This is a genomic window from Mesorhizobium sp. LNHC232B00 (assembly GCF_000502435.1).
GTDB classification, from domain to species: Bacteria; Pseudomonadota; Alphaproteobacteria; order Rhizobiales; family Rhizobiaceae; genus Mesorhizobium; species Mesorhizobium opportunistum.
In genome coordinates this window covers 441318-460336 of sequence record NZ_AYWP01000001.1, presented here as the reverse complement: position 1 = coordinate 460336, position 19019 = coordinate 441318, and the positions used below count along the sequence as shown (strand labels likewise).

At 63.8% G+C, this 19019-nt stretch carries 15 protein-coding genes and 1 pseudogene; 7 read left to right on the top strand and 9 right to left on the bottom strand.

The genetic code is table 11. From position 1 onward, the window contains the following. Positions 1-551, top strand: a 551-nt coding sequence (locus X743_RS0135330; protein ID WP_031257386.1) for a hypothetical protein, incomplete at its 5' end; no start/stop codon positions are given. Positions 552-724: 173 nt separating this feature from the next. Then, positions 725-1340 (top strand): annotated as a pseudogene (locus tag X743_RS01000000168560) (3'-5' exonuclease). A 40-nt stretch (positions 1341-1380) separates the two neighbouring features. Here the strand turns inward: X743_RS01000000168560 and X743_RS166465 are convergent. The 4 genes from X743_RS166465 to X743_RS166480 are packed head-to-tail and all read right to left on the bottom strand — an operon-like array spanning position 1381 to position 5455. Further along, positions 1381-2088 carry an ABC-type transport auxiliary lipoprotein family protein gene (locus tag X743_RS166465; RefSeq protein WP_032922827.1) on the bottom strand — a complete coding sequence of 236 codons (708 nt, stop codon included), beginning with the start codon at positions 2086-2088 and terminating at the stop codon, positions 1381-1383. Continuing rightward, a complete protein-coding gene (locus X743_RS166470) occupies positions 2069-3442 on the bottom strand; it encodes an MlaD family protein (protein WP_023763666.1) in 1374 nt (457 codons plus the stop codon). The genes X743_RS166465 and X743_RS166470 overlap by 20 nt, the downstream gene beginning before the upstream one ends. A gap of 14 nt (positions 3443-3456) precedes the next feature. Continuing rightward, the gene (locus X743_RS166475; RefSeq protein WP_023763665.1) at positions 3457-4266 is read right to left on the bottom strand and encodes an ABC transporter ATP-binding protein; all 810 of its coding nucleotides are present in this window, start codon (positions 4264-4266) and stop codon (positions 3457-3459) included. 1 nt (position 4267) lies between these two features. Continuing rightward, entirely contained in the window at positions 4268-5455 is a 1188-nt protein-coding gene (locus tag X743_RS166480) for an ABC transporter permease (RefSeq protein ID WP_023763664.1), read from the bottom strand. 77 nt (positions 5456-5532) lie between these two features. Here X743_RS166480 and dgcA point away from each other — a divergent pair, with 77 nt between their 5' ends. After that, complete coding sequence (gene dgcA, locus X743_RS166485; RefSeq protein WP_023763663.1) at positions 5533-6516, top strand: N-acetyl-D-Glu racemase DgcA; 984 nt, start codon at positions 5533-5535, stop codon at positions 6514-6516. Here dgcA and X743_RS166490 read toward each other — a convergent pair. Then, positions 6487-7701, bottom strand: coding sequence for an MFS transporter (locus tag X743_RS166490; protein ID WP_023763662.1), 1215 nt, complete (start codon positions 7699-7701; stop codon positions 6487-6489). The two genes, dgcA and X743_RS166490, sit on opposite strands and share 30 nt — an antisense overlap. 125 nt (positions 7702-7826) lie before the next feature. Further along, complete coding sequence (locus tag X743_RS166495) at positions 7827-8642, bottom strand: UDP-2,3-diacylglucosamine diphosphatase (protein WP_013895247.1); 816 nt, start codon at positions 8640-8642, stop codon at positions 7827-7829. A gap of 118 nt (positions 8643-8760) precedes the next feature. Here X743_RS166495 and X743_RS166500 point away from each other — a divergent pair, with 118 nt between their 5' ends. The 3 genes from X743_RS166500 to X743_RS166510 all read left to right on the top strand — a co-directional run bounded on the left by X743_RS166500 (position 8761) and on the right by X743_RS166510 (position 13303). Further along, positions 8761-9540 (top strand): SDR family oxidoreductase, encoded by a 780-nt coding sequence (locus X743_RS166500; RefSeq protein ID WP_023763661.1) that lies wholly within the window; start codon positions 8761-8763, stop codon positions 9538-9540. 161 nt (positions 9541-9701) lie between these two features. Next, positions 9702-12044, top strand: a complete 2343-nt coding sequence (locus X743_RS166505) for an NADP-dependent malic enzyme (RefSeq protein ID WP_023763660.1) — start codon at positions 9702-9704, stop codon at positions 12042-12044. A 56-nt stretch (positions 12045-12100) separates the two neighbouring features. Further along, a complete protein-coding gene (locus X743_RS166510; protein WP_031257384.1) occupies positions 12101-13303 on the top strand; it encodes a DUF2865 domain-containing protein in 1203 nt (400 codons plus the stop codon). On the opposite strand, the gene gltX is transcribed toward X743_RS166510, so the two are convergent. The 3 genes from gltX to X743_RS166525 form a co-directional block, all read right to left on the bottom strand. Further along, positions 13221-14594 carry a glutamate--tRNA ligase gene (gene gltX, locus X743_RS166515; protein ID WP_023763658.1) on the bottom strand — a complete coding sequence of 458 codons (1374 nt, stop codon included), beginning with the start codon at positions 14592-14594 and terminating at the stop codon, positions 13221-13223. The genes X743_RS166510 and gltX overlap by 83 nt on opposite strands. Positions 14595-14785: 191 nt before the next feature. After that, positions 14786-15964 carry a hypothetical protein gene (locus tag X743_RS166520; RefSeq protein WP_023763657.1) on the bottom strand — a complete coding sequence of 393 codons (1179 nt, stop codon included), beginning with the start codon at positions 15962-15964 and terminating at the stop codon, positions 14786-14788. 225 nt (positions 15965-16189) lie between these two features. Next, positions 16190-17995, bottom strand: coding sequence for an ABC transporter ATP-binding protein (locus X743_RS166525; RefSeq protein WP_023763656.1), 1806 nt, complete (start codon positions 17993-17995; stop codon positions 16190-16192). A 472-nt stretch (positions 17996-18467) separates the two neighbouring features. Between X743_RS166525 and X743_RS166530 the strand changes: the two genes are divergently transcribed. Continuing rightward, a complete protein-coding gene (locus X743_RS166530; RefSeq protein WP_023763655.1) occupies positions 18468-18998 on the top strand; it encodes a dihydrofolate reductase family protein in 531 nt (176 codons plus the stop codon). Positions 18999-19019 lie beyond the last annotated feature (21 nt).

Genomic DNA, 19019 nt, shown 5'->3' with positions numbered 1-19019 from the left:
CCGCGCTGCGCGGCACGCTCGACCTCGAGCGTCCGGCCGAGGCGGCACCGCGCCCTCGCGCCGACGCCAACACCCGCACGCCGCAGGGCGGCTGGGTACGCGATCTCTTGACCGCAGCATCGAACGAAGGAGACCTCAGGCCCACGGCGCCTTCCGCTCCCACGGAAGCACCACGCACGGCGGCCCCTGCCCAGCGCTCGCCGCTGCACGTCGTGGAATCGCTGAATTCGCTCTCTGTCGACATCGCACGGGCCATCGACCATGATGCCTCGATCGAGTTGTGGAACCGCTATCGGCGCGGCGAGCGGGACGTCTTCACGCGCCGGCTCTACACGCTGAAGGGTCAGCAGACGTTCGACGAGATCCGCCGCAAGTACCAGGCCGAGGCCGAATTCCGCGCCGCCGTCGACCGCTACTGCGACGACTTCGAAAAACTGCTCAAGGATGTCTCGCGCAACGACCGCGACAACATCATGGCGCAGACCTACCTGACGTCGGACACCGGCAAGGTCTACACCATGCTGGCCCACGCCAGTGGCCGCCTGCACTAAGGCCAGGAATTCAACAGGCGGGGCAATGTCCCGCCTGTTGCTCCTCCAAATCTCCGGCACGCGCTGACCCTGCCCGCAGCGACTAGGTTCAGGAACGATCCAGGGTTCGATTCCCCCGGCAAGGCGAAAATCCACCGACAGAACCTGCGGCCCTAGCGCTCAAGGGTGTGACCGTGAAGACGGCAATCATATTCGACTGTGAGTTTCTTTGCCTTGAGGGCTCGCAACGTCGATTCTGGTGCGCGGCCCACGATCCCGACCCGGTCATCGCACAGATCGGCGCGGCCAAGCTTGGGCTCGAGGGCGACTTTCCCCTGCTCGGCACGCACAAGGCCTATATCAGACCGGTCGACCGGTTCGGCCAAAGATACGCCCTCGACCCGTTCTTCACCAAGCTGACCGGCGTCACCGAGGAGGACGTCGAGACCAAGGGGGTCGAGCTCGGAGCAGCCCTCGCCGAAATCGACCGTTTTTCCGGTGGCGCGCGGTTCTGGTCCTGGGGCAAGGACGAACTGAACATGATCGCCATCAGCTGCTATGTCGCGGGCATTCAGCCTTCGATCCCGGCCACCCGGTTTGACAATGCCGTCAAGCTGCTGATCGCGGCCGGGATGCCGATCGAGGATCTGGCGAGGACGCCGAGCAACAAGCTCGCGGACTTACTATGGCGTCGAGCACCCGCCATTGCATGGGCACGACGCGCTCGACGATGCGCTGTCCTTGGCCTACACGCTGCAGCATCTGATGCTGACCGCAAAGCTGCGGCCGGATGTCTTCGAGCGCCTGTAGCTTGAAAGCGTTGGCGAGATTCAGCTAACGAGACCGGCGCTCAGATCACCGAATCCGTCCAGCGAACGATCTGCCTGGCGGCATCACCGAACGCATTGTCGAGCGCACCGACATAGGCGGAGTTGCCTTTGCCCGAAACGGGTGCGGATGCGTTGAAGCTCTTGGAGGCGCGCACCTCGCCATTGCGGTCGTTGAGCAAGCGCACGAACAGGTCGACCTCGGCGTGTTCGCCACCATCGACGCGCACTTCGAAGGACCGAACCTCGACGATGACCTGGTAATCGATCGCCAGACCCTCGCCCGGCTTGCCGACACCGGCAAAGCTGCCCGAGCGCTGGAACGTCTCGGCAAGCCGCGCCTGCACGATCAGCGGCAGGCGATCGGCCCATTGCGCGCCCTTGAGATACTGGATCGAGCCGTCGGAGGGCTTGATGACGATGTTCTGGCTGTCCAGCGCCTTGAGCGCCGAAGGCTGGGCGATCAGGATCTGCTTGCGGCTATGGCCATGCGCGTCGACCGAAGGCGCAGACAGCTCAAAAGTGTCGAGCGGCGCAGGCTTGCCGCCTAACGCCGCGCAGCCCGCCAGCGTCAGGGCAAGCAGTGCCGCAGCCGATGTCAACCCGCCCGTTCTCACCCACACAGACTTCACGCGCGATCCCCGTTGTCCCCGGATCGTAAGATCAACCCGCTTTTGCAGCTCATGTTTCTGAGGCGAGCCGACGCCGAAGTCAACGCCGCGCCCTGCCATCGAATTGCCGAACCTCACCGTCGCCACCCGAAAGGATACGCTGCGGATTGCGGCTGAGATCCGTCACCGCTTCCTCGATGCGGTTGATCGAACGGCGGCTGTCCTGCACCAGCGCCTCGACATTTGTCAGGCCCTGGCCCGAGAAGCGCGCCAGATTGTCGGTGATGACGCCAAGCCGCGCATTCAGCGTGTCGGCGACCTGCTTGAACGATTTCAGCGTCGCCCTGGCGTCGGCCATCACGCCATCCGCCTGGCCGGAGCCGAGCAATTTGTCGACCCTGGCCAGGATACCGTCGACACGCACCGAGGCATCGTTGAGCCGTTGCGCCAATTGCTTGGCATCCTTGATCGTCTGGTCGATGTCGTCGGCGCGGTTGGCGAACTTGTTGGTCACGACAGCGATGTCGGCGGCGGCCTTGTTGGCGTTCTCGCTGGCCTTCTGGATGTTGGCCAGCGCCGTGCGCACCTGCGCCGGGTCGATGCCGTCGAGAACGCCGTCGACCTTGGCCAGCGTGCCCTGCGTCTGCTTGGCGAAGTCGTTGACGGACCCGACCGCCGTATCGACATTCTTGATGACGCCATCGAGCTGTTGCGAGGTTTGCTTGAGGTTCGCGGTCACCGTGTCGACGTTGGCCACGATGCTCTTGATCTTGTCCTTGTCGACGGCATTGAGCAGGCCTTCCGCCGCCTTCAGCGTGCCGTCGAGCTTGCCGGACACGCCCTTCAGTTCGTCGGAGAGCGCGCTGACCGAGGACAGGAACTTGTCGATGCCGTCGGAATTCTTGGCCAGCGCGTCGGAGAATGTCTGCACATTCTTCACGGTCTGCGTCAGCGGTCCGCGGACGTCCTTGGTAAAGCCTTCGAGTTCGCTCAGCACCTTGTCGGCGCGGTTGAAGATGTTCTGCGCTGTCTGCAACAGATTGGTCACGGCGGATGGGTTGGCGACGATCTCGGCGACCTTGCCTTCCTTTTCCGCCTGGTCGAGCAGCTTCACTTCCTTGGGATCGGCGCCCTTGAGTTCGATGTTGGCCTGCCCGGTGAGGCCGGCAAGGCCGATATCGGCCTGCGTCGACTTGGTGATTGGCGTCATCCGATCGATCTCGGTGTCAGCGATGGCGACGGTCGGATTGTCGACGTCGATATAGACACGCTTGACGTCGCCGACCTTGACGCCGTTGAACAGCACGAAGCTGCCGCGGCCGAGGCCGGAAGCCGAGCCCGGGATGCGCACGCGCAGCAGCGTCGTCTCGCCCCTATCACCGATCGCGGCCGTCCAATAGACGAAGCCGAACGCCGCCAGGATCGCAACCAGCGTGAAAATCCCGACAATGACGTAGTTGGCTCTGGTTTCCATTGCTTCACTTATGGCTATGCGCGCGCCGCAAGATCAAGTTGCCGGGCGCGTTTTCCGCGGAAATAGGATTTCACCCACGGTTCCTCGCTTTTCAGCATGTCGTCGATGCTGCCTTCGACGAGCACCTTTTTCTTGCCGAGCACCGCCACGTGGTCGCAAGCGGTAAACAGCGTGTCGAGGTCGTGCGTGACCATATAGACGGTCAGGTCCATGGTGTCGCGCAGCTTGACGACGAGTTCGTCGAACTCGGCCGCGCTGATCGGATCGAGGCCCGACGTCGGCTCGTCGAGAAAGACGATATCCGGGTCGAGCGCCAGCGCGCGCGCCAGGGCGGCGCGCTTGATCATGCCGCCGGAGAGTTCGGAGGGGAATTTCTGCGCCGCATCCGGCGGCAGGCCGACCAGCTCGATCTTGAGCAATGCCAGTTCGTCCATCAGCTTTCTCGGCAGGTCGAGATATTCGCGCATTGGCACCTGCACGTTCTCCAGCACGGTCAGCGCCGAAAACAGCGCGCCATGCTGGAACAGCACGCCCAGGCGCATGTCGATGCGCAGCCGCTCGATATCGCTTGCCTTGTCGACGTCGACGCCGAACAGTTTGATCGTTCCCGACTGCTTGGGCATCAGCCCGAGAATGGTCCGCAGGAGGACCGACTTGCCGGCGCCCGAAGCGCCGACGAAACCCAGGATCTCACCGCGTTTGATGTCGAGCGATAGTTTGTCGAGGATCAGCTTGTCCTCGATGGCAACGGTGACGTCGCGCACCGAAAGCACGAGGTCGCCCTCGCCCTGCTCCTTCGTCGCGATCCCATTCCCCTCAGCCATGTCAGAACTCGATCGCTGCGTAGAACATGGCGAAAAGCCCGTCGAGGATGATGACGACGAAGATCGACTTCACCACCGAGGCGGTCACGTGCTGGCCGAGCGATTCGGCGCTGCCGCCGACCTTCATACCCTCGACGGACGCAATCGTGCCGATGATCATCGCCATGAACGGTGCCTTGATCAGGCCGGCGAAAATGGTGCTGAGATCGATGGCGACACGCAACCGGTCGAGGAAGGCGGCCGGCGGAATGTCGGAGTAGAGCCAGGCCGCGGCGATGCCGCCGCCGAGCGCCGCGAAATTGGCGATGATTGTCAGGCACGGCAAGGCGATCACCAGCGCAACCAGGCGTGGAAAGACCAGCACGCCGATCGGGTTGAGACCGATGACCTTCAGCGCGTCGACCTCCTCGCGCATCTTCATCGAACCGATCTCGGCGGTGATCGCGCTGCCGGAACGGCCGGCGATCATGATTGCCGTCATCAGCACGCCGAGTTCGCGCAGGATCAGCACGCCGACGAGGTCGACGACGAAGATATCGGCGCCGAAATAGCTGAGCTGGTAGGCGCCTTGCTGGGCGACGATGGCGCCGACGATGGCCGACATCAGCACCACCACCGGTATGGCGCCGACGCCCATGCGATCGATCTGGTTGAAGATCGCCGCCGGATTGACGGCATGGCCGCGGCCGAGCTTCATCTGCGCGCCGCGGATGGTGGCGCCCAAAATATTCATCGAGGCAAGGAAATCGTCGCGCATCTCATAGACGCGTCGGCCAACCGCCTCGAGGGCGCGAAGGACGATATTGGGCGGCCGCGCCGGCCCGGATTCGGGCTCGCGGCGGACAGCCTCCCCCACCGCATCGAGCAGGATGGACGCGATCTCGCTCTGGCCTTGCAGCCGGACCTCGACGTTCTTCTTCTCGAAGACGCTGACCAGCCGGTCGATCAGCCAGGCGCCAGCGGTGTCGATCTTCTCGATCTTGGAAAGATCGAGTGCCAAAGTCTTGAAACCGCTTCGTTTCTCGATCTTGCGCATGTCCGCGTCGATCAGTGCCACGGTCCGTGTCGTCCAGACACCGGAGAAGGCGCAGCCGAGAACGCCGCCCTCCTCGCCGATAGCCACGCGCGGCTGGTGGTCAGCCTCCGAGGCGGTCGTGCCGCTTGCGTCGCGCTTGCCTATGGTCAACATGGCGTCCTGTTTAGCCTGATGGGTCCGACCTTGTCGATTTGCCGACAACCCTTCTCGCACAGCCGGAGCAGAAAAATATGGCGCGTGTCATTTCGGTCGAGGCCGAGCGTTTCCCGATCGCCGGCACCTTCACCATTTCGCGCGGCTCCAAGACCGAAGCCGAGGTCATCACCTGCACAATCAGCCAGGATGGGCATGTCGGGCGCGGCGAATGCGTTCCCTACAAGCGCTACGGCGAAACCTTGGACGGCGTGCACGCGGCGATAGAGGCCATGCGCGGGCGGATCGCCGGCGGCATCGACCGGACCGCCCTGCTCGATGCGATGCCGGCCGGCGCGGCCCGCAACGCCATCGACTGCGCCCTGTGGGACCTCGAAGCCAAGATCAGCGGCACTCCAGTGGCGAACACAATCTGGCCGGCCCCGCTGCGTCCGCTCGAAACCGCCTACACGCTGTCGCTCGGCGAACCCTCGGCGATGGCGGCACAGGCCAGCGCCAATGCCGGCCGGCCGCTGCTGAAGGTCAAGATCGGCGGCGACAACGACATCGCCCGGATTCAGGCGGTGAGACAGGCCGCGCCCGAGAGCCGAATCATCCTCGATGCCAATGAGGGCTGGACCGACGACAACATCGTCGCGAACCTCGCCTTTGCTGCGGAACAAGGCATCGCGCTGATCGAACAGCCGCTGCCGGCCGGCCATGACGGCATCCTGCGCCACATCGCGCATCCGGTGCCGATCTGCGCCGATGAAAGCGTACACGAGGCGAAAAACCTGGATTTGCTTGTCGGCCTCTATGACGCCGTCAACATCAAGCTCGACAAGTCCGGCGGGCTGACGGCGGCGCTCGTCCTGCGCGACCGCGCCCGGGAACTCGGTTTCGGCGTCATGGTCGGCTGCATGGTCGGCACCTCGCTGGCGATGGCGCCTGCGGTGGTGCTCGCCCAGGACGCCGATTTCGTCGACCTTGACGGTCCGCTGTTGCTTGCGCGCGACCGCGAGCCGGGCCTTGTCTACCGGGGTTCGCTCGTCTCACCCCCGGATCGGGTGCTTTGGGGCTGAGCGCGCTGCAAGCCCGATCAGAACGAGGCCGACGATCGAGATCGGGATCATCGCCAGGAAACCGTCGACGCCGAGACGGTCATAGAGCGGCCCGGACGCAAGCGTGACGGCTGCCATGAAGAAGCCGTTGAAGAAATAGGCGATGCCTTGCGCGGCACCGGTGCGCTCTTCGGAGACGGTCTCGCCGATCATTTTCTGCAATCCGATCAGCACCATTGCGACAGACACCGAATGCAGCGACTGCACGGCGAAGAAGCCGGCGACGCCAAGGCCGAGCGGCCATACCAGTGGAAAGACGATCCAGCGCAGGATCGAACCGATGCCGGCGATCACCATCACCTTGACCACGGATACGGACGCGAAAATATGATTGAAAAACAAGAACATGCAGACTTCGGACACCACGCCCCAGGCCCACAGCAGGCCAACGACGGAATCGCTGATGCCGATCGATTTCCAATAGATGGAAACGAAACCGTAGAGGAAGGCGTGGCTGGCGGTGATGATGCCGACGCCGAAGGTGAAATAGAGGAAATAGGCGTTGAACAGGCTCGGCGCCGCGTGCTGGATTTCAGTGGCCGACAACAGCGAAGCCTTGCGCGGCCGCCCCATGCGGGGCGCGAACAAGGCCGCGGCAAGCGCTGCGGCAAGCGCCGCGAAAATGATCACCGGCACGGCTTTGGCTCCGGCCGCCGCCAGGATGAAGCCGCCCACGACATTGGCGCAGAGATAGGAGATCGAGCCCCATTTGCGCATGGCGGTGTAGTTCGAGCCGAAGCGGCGCACCCCGGACAATGCAAGCGAATCGGCCATTGGCGAATGCGGTGTCCAGACGATCGTCAGAATCAGTGATACGGCCAGTACGGTCGCGTAGGTCGCCGGCAGGAAATAGCCCGCCGAAATGACCATCGTTGCCGCGACAAGCACGATATAGACGTCGGCGCGGTCCTTCGCCCGGTCGGCAAGTGCCGTCAGCATGGGGGTCGTCAGAACGCGCAGGAACATCGGCGCGGCAAGGATGACGGCGATCTGTTCGGCGCCGAAACCTTTCGCCTGCAGCCAGAGCGGAAAATAGGGCAGATGCGTGCCTTGCGACACGAACAATGTCGCGAAGATCAGGCTCATGCGCAGCTCGAAATGGCGCGGCTTGACGAGTTGTTCTGGCGAAAGCGGCGGCAGGGACATGAATCGATCCAATTACGCCGCGCTCGGCCGGCTGGCGATGTAGATCGATCCCTTAACATGGCGGAAAACCAGGCGAAACCGGCTGGACTAACCGATTAACGCTGAAAGCCGCCGTGAATTCCGTGTCAGGCCGCCTGCCCGACCCGGTCTTCGATCAACATCGGGATGAAAGGCTCGTCCGGCGCTTCAGGCAGGACATGCGCCCAGGTCAGGATTTCCATGCGGCCGTCGAAATGTTCGACCACCGCCGTGCAGCTCTCCACCCAGTCGCCGGTGTTGATGTACTGCACATCGCCATAATTCTCGATCGCGGCGTGGTGGATGTGGCCGCAGATGACGCCGTCGACATGCGAGCGCCGCGCTTCCTCGCTGAGCACCGTCTGGAACGAACCGATGAAGTTCACGGCCTTCTTGACCTTGACCTTGGCCCAGGACGAGAACGACCAGTAAGGCAGGCCGAGCAGCTGGCGCAGACGCGTGATGACACGGTTGACCTGCATGGCCGCGTCATAGGCATGGTCGCCGAGATAGGCGAGCCAGCGCTGATTGTGGACGACGGTGTCGAACTGGTCGCCATGGATGACCAGCAGGCGCCTGCCGTCGGCGGTCTCATGGATGGCGCGGTCGGCAACGACGATGCCGCCGAAATGCACGCCCTGGAACTGGCGGGCGAACTCATCGTGGTTGCCGGCGATATAGGTGATCGAGGCGCCCTTGCGCGCCTTGCGCAGCAATTTCTGCACGACGTCATTGTGGCTTTGCGGCCAGTGCCAGCTCCGCCGCAGCCGCCAGCCGTCGACGATGTCACCGACCAGATAGATGATGTCGGCGTCGTGATAGCGAAGGAAATCGATCAGGAATTCGGCCTTGGCCGCCTTCGAGCCGAGATGGACATCGGAAATGAACATGCTGCGGAAGGTGCGGGGCTCTTGGCCGGACATCGCGTTTCACCGTTGCTTTCGTGCAGCCTATGCCCCGATTCATGCAACAACCGTATGACGGTTGCGATTGGGCCAGCCTAAGAGCTAGCCTGCCGGCCAAATCACAGGAGAAATCGTCATGGATCTCGGTATTCGCGGCAAGAAAGCCATCGTCTGCGCTTCGAGCAAGGGACTTGGAAAAGGCTGCGCCATGGCGCTGGCCGAGGCCGGCTGCGACATCGTCGTTAACGGACGAAACGCCGAACTGGTGGCGAAGACCGCCGCGGAGCTGCGCGAGCGCTACGGCGTGACGGTCACGGAAGTCGTCGGTGATGTCTCGAAACCCGAAGTGCAGAAGGCTCTGCTTGCCGCCTGCCCCGAACCCGACATTCTCGTCAACAACAATGGCGGCCCGCCATTGCGCGATTTCCGCGAACTCGATCGCGGCAAAATCCTCGAAGGCGTCACCCAGAACATGGTGACGCCGATCGAGCTGGTGCAGGCCGTCATCGACGGCATGGCCAAACGTGGCTTCGGCCGCATCGTCAACATCACCTCGCTGTCGGTCTACGTGCCGATCCCCGGCCTCGACCTGTCGTCGGGAGCGCGCGCCGGCCTGACTTCGTTCCTCGCCGGCGTGGCGCGCACGGTGATCGACCGCAACGTCACCATCAACAGCCTGCTGCCGGGCAAGCTCGATACCGACCGGCTGCGCGGCCCGCATGAGGCAGGCACCGTCGAGGAGCCCGCGGCGGCGGCGGCGCGCAAGACCCGCATCAGCGCCGACGTGCCGGCCAAGCGGCTCGGCACGCCGGAGGAATTCGGCCAGATCTGCGCCTTCCTGTGCTCGGTCCATGCCGGCTACCTGACCGGGCAGAACATTCCGGTGGATGGCGGCCTCTACGTCAGCGCGTTCTGAGCCTCGGTAATCGCAACGCGAAAGAAACCCTGTCGAAGCGGCTGAAATAAATCAGCTATTCCTGTCTCGCCAATGTGATCCGCGATTGCGTCATTTGGCGTCTCGAAAAACCGCGGCCGCATGCTAAGAAGGGTCGCAGGCAGAGCGCAGGGAGGGCCGGAATGACTGGCGAGAGCAAGAAAACGGCACGTTCGGACCTCGACGAAGCCGCCCTCTACTTCCACAAGTATCCGACGCCTGGAAAACTTGAAATCCAGGCGACCAAGCCGCTCGGCAACCAGCGCGACCTGGCGCTCGCCTATTCGCCTGGCGTGGCGGCCCCTTGCCTGGAGATCCGCGACGATCCGGCGACCGCCGCCGACTATACGGCGCGCGCCAACCTGGTCGGCGTCGTCTCCAACGGATCGGCAGTGCTCGGCCTCGGCAATATCGGCCCGCTGGCGTCCAAGCCGGTGATGGAGGGCAAGGCGGTCCTGTTCAAGAAATTCGCCGGCATCGACGTCTTCGACATCGAGATCGACGCGCCCGAAATCGAACGCATGGTCGAAACGGTCGCTGCCCTGGAGCCGACCTTCGGCGGCATCAACCTCGAGGACATCAAGGCGCCTGAGTGTTTCGAGGTCGAGGAGCGGCTCAAGGCGCGCATGAAGATACCGGTGTTCCACGACGACCAGCACGGCACCGCCATCATCGTCGCCGCGGCCGTGCTCAACGGGTTGGAATTCGCCGGCAAGACCATTTCGGACATCAAGGTCGTCACCTCCGGCGCCGGTGCCGCGGCCCTCGCCTGCCTCAACCTCCTGGTCTCGCTCGGCGTGCGCGTCGAAAACATCTGGGTCACCGACCGCTTCGGCGTCGCCTACAAGGGCCGCACCGACGAGATGGACCGCTGGAAAGACCCCTATGTGAAGGATACCGAGGCGCGCACGCTGGCCGACGTCATTGCGGGTGCAGACGTCTTCCTTGGCCTTTCGGCCGCCGGCGTGCTGAAGCCGGAACTGCTCCAGCACATGGCTCCGAAGCCGCTGATCCTGGCGCTGGCCAATCCCAATCCGGAGATCATGCCGGAGGTTGCACGCGCGGCGCGCCCCGACGCGATGATCTGCACAGGCCGGTCCGATTTTCCCAACCAGGTCAACAACGTACTCTGCTTCCCCTACATCTTCCGTGGTGCGCTGGACTGCGGCGCCAGCGCCATCAACGAGGAGATGAAGATGGCGGCGGTCCGCGCCATCGCGGCCCTTGCCCGCGAAGAGCCTTCGGACGTCGCCGCGCGCGCCTATTCGGGCGAGACGCCGATCTTCGGACCCGAGTTCCTGATCCCCTCGCCCTTCGATCCCAGGCTCATCCTGCGCATCGCGCCGGCGGTCGCCAAGGCGGCCTGCGACACCGGCGTCGCGACACGGCCGATCACCGATTTCGCCGCCTATATCGACAAGCTCAACCGCTTCGTCTTCCGCTCCGGCCTGGTGATGAAGCCGGTGTTCTCGTCTGCCAAGGCCTCGAGCGCCAAGCGCGTCATCTACGCCGACGGCGAGGATGAGCGTGTGCTGCGCGCCGCCCAGGTGGTGCTCGAGGAAGGCATAGCCGAACCGATCCTGATCGGCCGTCCGCATGTTATCGAAGTCAGGCTGAAGCGCTACGGCCTGCGCATCAAGCCGGGTGTCGATTTCGGCCTGATCAACCCGGAAGACGATCCGCGCTATCGCCACTATGTCGACCTCCTGATTGAACTCGCCGGCCGGCGCGGCGTGACGACGGAGGCCGCGCGCACCATGGTGCGCACCGACAATACGGTGATCGCCGCACTAGCGCTGAAGCGTGGCGATGCCGACGCCATGGTCTGCGGCCTCGAAGGGCGCTTCGAGCGGCATCTGCGCAACGTGACGCTGATCATCGGGCCGCGCGCCGGCATCAAGGATTACGATTTGTCGACGCTGTCGATGCTGATCTCGCAGCGCGGCATCATCTTCCTCACCGACACCCACGTCTCCGTCGACCCGACCGCCGAGGAGATCGCCGAGATGACCGTGCTGGCGGCCGAGGAGATCCAGCGCTTCGGTATCGAGCCGAAGGCGGCACTGCTGTCGCATTCGGATTTCGGCTCGCGCGATTCGCCGAGCGCGCTCAAGATGCGGCAGGCGGCGGCGATCCTGGCGCGCATCGCGCCGGAATTGCAGTGCGACGGCGAAATGCATGCCGATTCCGCTTTGTCGGAGCATCTGCGCCAGCGCGTCTATCCGCATTCGAGGCTGAAGGGCGAAGCCAATCTCCTGGTGTTCCCGAACCTCGATTCGGCCAACATCACGCTGACGGCGCTGCGTGCCATGATGGATGCGCTGCATGTCGGGCCGATCCTGCTCGGCACCGACAAGCCGGCGCATATTCTGACGCCTTCGGTCACGTCGCGCGGCGTGGTCAACATGACCGCGCTGGCCGTCGTCGAAGCCGCGCACAAGGCACAGGCGATCGTCGATCTGGGCGCAACGCAGCTTTCGCAGTAAATTGCGGTTAACCGCGAATACGATAGCCTTGCGGACGATCAGGCGGAGTTGGACGGATGACAGTCGGAGGGTTGAAGCAGGCGCATGCTGCCGTGCTGCTTGGCCTTTTGCTGTCCGGCGCCACAATCACCGAGCCGCAGGCTGCCTCGCGGGTCTGCCGCCAGTTGGAAGCCGACCTTGCCGCTGCCTCGCGCGGCGGTGGCGGCGGTCCGGCAATGATCCGCAAATACGACGCCGCGATCGAACGGCAGCGTGAGCAGATTTCAAAAGCTCGCGGCCAGGCGAACGGCGCCGGATGCGGGTTTTCGCTGTTTTCCCGCAACGTCAACCAGTGCGCCGGGCTCAACGCCACCATCGACCGCATGAGCGCCAATCTCGACAGCCTGCAGGCCAAGCGAGCCCAGCTCGCCGGCGGCGGCGGATCGCGCCGCGACCGTGGTCGCATCCTGGCCGCGCTCGACGCCAATGGCTGCCGCGACGACCCGGTTGCCCCGCGCCGGGAACCCCTGCGGGAAGCAAGCCGTGAAGACGGCAGCGCAAACCTGTTCGACCAGCTTTTCGGCGGCGACAACCGGCAGTCCGACAGGTCGGACCAATCTGACGATACAGACGAGGAGCGCGGTGTAAGCCGCATCCTGAACCGGCCCGGCATTCCAGACTTTCCGAGCACCGGCGGTGAGTTCCACACCACCTGCGTGCGCACCTGCGACGGCTATTTCTTCCCGATGTCGAACGCCGCCTCGACCAGCGACTTCGAGCGCGACCAGAAGAACTGCGAATCGAGCTGCCCCGGCACCGAGATGCAGGTCTTCTATTCACGCGGCATGGACGACGATTCGGCATCGATGACGTCATCGGTCACCGGCAGGCCCTACAGCGAATTGCCGACCGCCTATCTCTACAAGCAGTCCAACGTGGCGCGGCCGCCGGCCTGCGGTTGCAACGCCGCGCAGAATTTCCAGATCATCGGCGGCAACCCGCCCGCCCCTGAGCAGTCCCAGCCCGAGACGAACGCAACATCGTTCACCCCGGTTCCGCCTTCCAAGCCCGATCCGGGGGCGGATCCGGAGACCCTGGCGAATACGGAAGGCGGGCTCGACCGCGAAGCCATCAAGCGTCTCTCCGCCAAGCCGGTGACGTCGCCCGTGTCCGCCTTGCCGCCGGAGCAGCGCAAGGTCAGGGTCGTCGGGCCAACGTTCCTTCCCGACCCATCAGCGGCAATAGATCTGCAAGCTCCGGCCCCGAAGGCAGCCCGGTAAGGGCAAGCCTCAGCGGCATGAACAGTGCCTTGCCCTTGCGCCCGGTCGCTTCCCTGATCTTGCCCGTCCAATCCTTCCAGACCGTCCCGCTCCAGGGATCTTCAGGCAGGACATCGAAGGCCTGGTGAAGGAAATCGCGGTCGTCCGTGGAAAATTCGGGCTTCTCCTGCGGTCCCTCGCGCAGGATCCGCCACCAGCCCACGGCATCGGCCAGCCGGTCGAGATTGCCGCGCACGGCCAGCCAGAACGGCTCGGCCTGCTCGCCTGAAATGCCAAGCACCATCAGCCGGTCGCGCGCCTCGTCGAACGGCATATGGTGCAGCAGCACGCGGTTGAGCACGAAAAGCTCGTCCGGATCGAACTTGGCCGATGATTTCGACGTCGCGGCCGGGTCGAAGTGGCCGGCGAGTTCGCCGAGATCATGCGCGGCAGCGACGTTTTCCGAAGTGCCAACCAGCACGGCAAGCGAAGCGACCGCCATCGGCTCGATGCCATCCTCGCGCAGGCTTTCGATGGACAGCGCGCCGGTACGCTTCGACAGCCCCTCGCCCGAGACGGTGGTCAACAGATTGTGGTGGCCGAACACCGGAGGTTCGGCACCCAATGCCCGGAACAGGGCGATCTGGACGCCCGTGTTGGTGACGTGGTCGTCACCGCGGATGACATGGCTGATGCCCATCTCGATGTCATCGACGACGGAAGGCAGCGTGTAGAGATAGGTGCCGTCCTCGCGCACCAGGACTGGGTCGGACAGTGAGGCCAGGTCAACCGTTTCCTCACCGCGCACCAGGTCGTTCCAATGGATCTCGGTGCGCTCCGGCTGCTGCGGATCGCCGGAGAAATTGGGCAACAGGAAGCGCCAGTGCGGCCGGCGGCCGTCGGCCTGGTATTCGGCCACCTGCTCCTGCGTCAGCGTCAAGGCCTCGCGGCCATAGACCGGCGGCAGGCCGCGCGTGCGGCGCACCTTGCGCCTGAGATCGAGTTCCTCGGGCGTTTCGTAGCAGGCATAGAGAACGCCTGCGGCCTTCAGCCGCTCAACCGCCGCGTCATAGATCTCGAAGCGTCGCGATTGATATTCGGTGGCATCCGGAAAAATGCCCAGCCAATGCAGGTCGTAGAGGATGGCGTCGGAGAATTCCTGCTTCGAGCGGGCGATGTCGGTGTCGTCGAAGCGCTGGATGAAGCGGCCCTTGTTGTTGAGGGCAAACAGCCAGTTGAACAGAGCGGTGCGCGCATTACCGATATGGATGCGGCCGGTCGGTGACGGAGCGAAACGAACGGTAACTGTCATGAGCGGGGCGTACCGGATGCCTTGGTGATTGACAAGATGCGCCCCCGCACCGTGGGGCAGACATAGAACATGGCGCAAGCAATGAAAAGACCGTGGTGGCGTGGGCCCAGGCGGCACATAAGCCGCCTTTCCCTGCCGCGATAGGTCAACTTGTGGAGCGACGGTGCCGGCGAACAGGTCGTTGAGTCCGATCAGTGGCCGAAATCGTCGGAACTGAGACGGGTCCAGCGGTCGCCCATCAACCCACCGATAAAGATGTCGCCGGAGCGGACCGCTTCCGTGACCTCGGCTATCCGCGAGCGGACCATCGTCCCTCCGGCATAGCGGAAGAAGACATTCCTGTAGCCGAAGAGTTGGGGCATGAATCGGCTCTGCGTCTGCCCCGTGATGCCCACGCAGCCCAAATCCCACGCAGCCGCGACAAGTCCGTCCAACGTCGCGCCCCAGTGAGATCCGGACGCCTGGATTTGCAACAGGTTCGCGATGCCGCCAGCTTGACCATAGAAGGCATGACAACCGAGCATTTTGCCCGTTTCGTCGTAAGTCCCACCGAAATGAAGCGGACCGTCGGCTCGCTTCTCGGCCGCCAGCGCCAGCAGCCGTGGCAGCTCGCCATTCTCCCAGCGCGGCCGAAGAGCGTAATCGGACAGGAGGCCCGGCAGCCGCTCGGCAAACTGCGCGGCATCCATCGGTTCATGATGGACCCGATGCGACGATGAAGGCTGGATGGGGGACCCGAACCTTCTTTTCGCAAGGGCATCGAATGCTCTCGCGCCGGGGTCGAGTATCAGGCGAGGCAGGCCGGGCCATCTACGGTGCAACATGGCGGCGGCCATCGCGGCCGGCCGGAAAATACAGGTCCATCCCAGACAATGCACCGGCAGGAGCTGATATTTCATCGGGCGCGCGAAGGCCAGGGACACCCGGTTGGCGGAATCGGTCAGATACAGATCGAATTCGCCTTGATGCAGGACACGCAGCAATTGCGGGCCGGCGGAACCGTGATCGGTGCCGGGGTCGGCCATCAGCGGACCGATGATCGCCGCTTTCAATGTTGTTCCGTTGAGCTCGTAGCGGGCTTTCAGGACGCCGAGGAACCCGCCCAGATCACCTTGCGGGTTGATCTGGACAAGAGCGTTGCTCGGCCCCGACTGGCCGGCAGGGTCGAGATAGATCTCCCTCATATACGCGGCCGTCTCCGCGACCGCGCGATCGCGGAGGTGACGCCGCCGGCGAAACTTGGCCAGGAAGAGTGCCGCGACCCGCTCGAGATCTTCTGCAGCCAGCGGCCGAACCGAACCGTGTTGGGAGTCCAGCACCGACGGCGAAGCCACCTTTTCTGGACCAGCATTTGTGGAAACAAGAGGCAAGCCAAAATCCTGCGCTGATCAATCCGATCCCCAGGATACGCACCTACTATCTCTGAGTTGCTTTTGAGTAAATGAGCGGCAACCGGTGGTAGAAACGACGTGTCGCGGCCTGCGTTATAACCAAAACGCCTAGAAACCGGGGGCGCAAAAACAATGCCGCGTACGTCGCTCCAGCTGACTGATGCCTGGGAGGGGCCTCCAGCCGAAGCCGGAGGCCCCTTCTGCTCAAATGACCAGGCCCTTGGTCAGTTCAAGCGCCTGGCGCTCGAACAGGCGGCGGTAGATGCCGCCTTTCAGCCGGATCAGCTCGTCATGCGAGCCTTCCTCGACGATCTTGCCGCGATCGAAGACCAGCAGCCTGTCGAGCGCCCGCACCGTCGAGAGCCGGTGCGCGATGACCAGCGTGGTGCGGCCGACCATCAGCCGTTCCATCGCCTGCTGGATCAGCACCTCCGATTCCGAATCGAGGCTCGATGTCGCCTCGTCCAGGATCAGGATGCGGGCATCGGCGAGGAAGGCACGCGCGATGGCCACGCGTTGCCGCTCGCCGCCCGACAGTTTCACGCCGCGCTCGCCCACCAGTGTACCGTAACCCTTCGGCAGGCTGGTGATGAAGTCGTGCGCGCTCGCCAAGCGTGCGGCATGCTCGATCTCATCCTGCGTCGCACTTGGCCTAGCATATGCGATGTTTTCGGCCAGCGACCGGTGGAACAGGATCGGCTCCTGCTGGACGATCGCGATCTGCCCGCGCAGCGATCCCTGTGCCACCTGCGAGATATCCTGGCCGTCGATCAGGATCTTTCCAGCGTTCACATCGTAGAGCCGCTGGATCAGCTTGACGAAAGTCGTCTTGCCCGACCCCGAATGGCCGACCAGCCCCACACGTTCACCCGGTGCGATGTCGACCGAGAAGTCGCGATAAAGCGGCGACCGGTGGCTGCCATAATGGAAGGTGACGTTGCCGAAGCTGATCGCCCCTTGCGTGATCCGGATCGGCCTGGCGCCGGGCCGGTCCTCGATGCCGAGCGGCTCGGACTGGAAATCGACCAGCTCCTCCATGTCGTTGATCGAGCGCTGCAGGTTGCGGATATGCGTGCCGATATCGCGCAAATAGCCCTGCAGCACAAAGAACGAAGTGAGCACGAAGGCGACGTCGCCGGCGCTCGCCTGCCCCCACGACCACAGCATCAGCGCCAGGCCGATCACCGCGGCGCGCATGGCCAGCAGCAGCGCCCCTTGCGTGGTGCCGTTGATGGTGCCGCGCACCCAGGTGCGCCGCGTGCGCGCCCGCCATTTGGCAACCACCTTGGCGAGGCGGTGCTCCTCGCGCTCCTCGGCGCCAAAACCCTTGACCACGGCGTTGCAGCTCACCGCGTCAGCCAGCGATCCGCCCAGCCGCGTGTCCCAGGTGTTGGCAAGCCTTGCCGCCGGCGCGACATAGCCGAGCGACAGCATCGCCGTCACCATGATGAACAGCACCGAGCCTGCCGCGACAACCGCGCCCATCAGCGGCCAGAACCAGCCAAGCAGCAGCGTCGAGCCAACGAGCATGACAACCGACGGCAGCAGCGCGATGAGGATCGTGTCGTTGAGCAGGTCGAGCGCCCACATGCCGCGCGTCACCTTGCGCACCGTCGAGCCGGCAAAGCTGTTGGCATGCCAGTCGGTGGAAAAACGCTGGACGCGATGGAAGGCATCGGCGGCGATGTCGGCCATCATCTTCAGCGTCAGCTCGACGATTCCCATGAAGGCCAGGTTGCGCAGCACGACGCCGGTCAGGGCGAGCGCCATCAGGATGGAAAACGCCGTCATCGCGGCATTCCAGGCAATGGCATCCGCGCCGGCGCTGCTGGCCACGGCGTCGACCAGCCGGCCGGAATAGAGCGGCGTCAGCACGTCGGCGAGCGTCGACAGCAGAAAACCGCCCATGATGAGCGACAGCCGCCATCGCTGGCGCCGCCAATGAGTGAGCGTGAAGCCAAGAACGCTGCGAAAGGCGCTCGCGCGCAGATCGATCTTAAAACGAGCCATGATGTCATTCGGGCGCAAACGAGCCCGATCCCAGTAAGGTCGAAATTGAAAAGCCGCGCTGGGGCAGATGGTGCCCGGGATGCGGAGTGGCATATTGGCGTCGAGCCCTCGGGAGGGCGGCGACCGGCATCGGCATAAGCCTGAGCTCGATCCGGCTTCGGCACGAGAGACAGACCCTCGCGGAGCGCCGGATGAGACCTAAGCTTCGCGGCCTCGCATTACCATTTGAAATACTGCCATTCGGACCTCCCGCAAATGAATCGCGGAACGGTCCTTATAGTGACAGCCTGACGCATCGCCAAGACCAGCCCATGCCCGAAAGTATATCTGGTCCAGCTACTGAGGTTATTTTGCAACAACGGCTGGTGGACGCTTGGCCGCGTGCCGTCGGCGCACAGTTTGCGCCCAATCTCGCTTCTGCGTAACGGCGGGCGAGATTATCCTGAAGACCTTGGGTTGGAGACCTTGCAGCATGGCCAAGCTCATTTTCAGGATGAACCAGTCCCTCGACGGTTACGTCGACCACCTGGCAATGCCCTCACGCCCCACGATCTTTCGTCACTGGATAGAGCAAGTGCGCGCCATTACCGGCAGTGTCTACGGTCGCGGCATGTACGAGGTCATGCGTTATTGGGACGAAGACCGTCCCGAGTGGAGCGCGGAAGGACACGAGTTCGCGGCGGCGTGGCGAAACCAACCGAAATGGGTCGTGTCGCGCTCGCTGAAATCAGTCGGCCCCAATGCCACACTTGTCCAGGACGATGTCGAGGCGGTGATCCGTGGGCTGAAGGCTGATCTCGCTGGGGAGATTTCGCTGTCTGGCCCCAACCTTGCCCGAAGCGTGACCGACCTTGGTCTGATCGACGAGTACCAACTCTACTTCCACCCGGTCGTGCTTGGTCACGGCAAGCCGTTCTTCGCCGGCCCTCGGCCACCGCTTCGCTTTGTGGCCAGCGATCTGATTGACGATGACGTGATCAGGTTGACCTACGTTCCTGCCTGATCCGCCAACGCGCATCCGGCA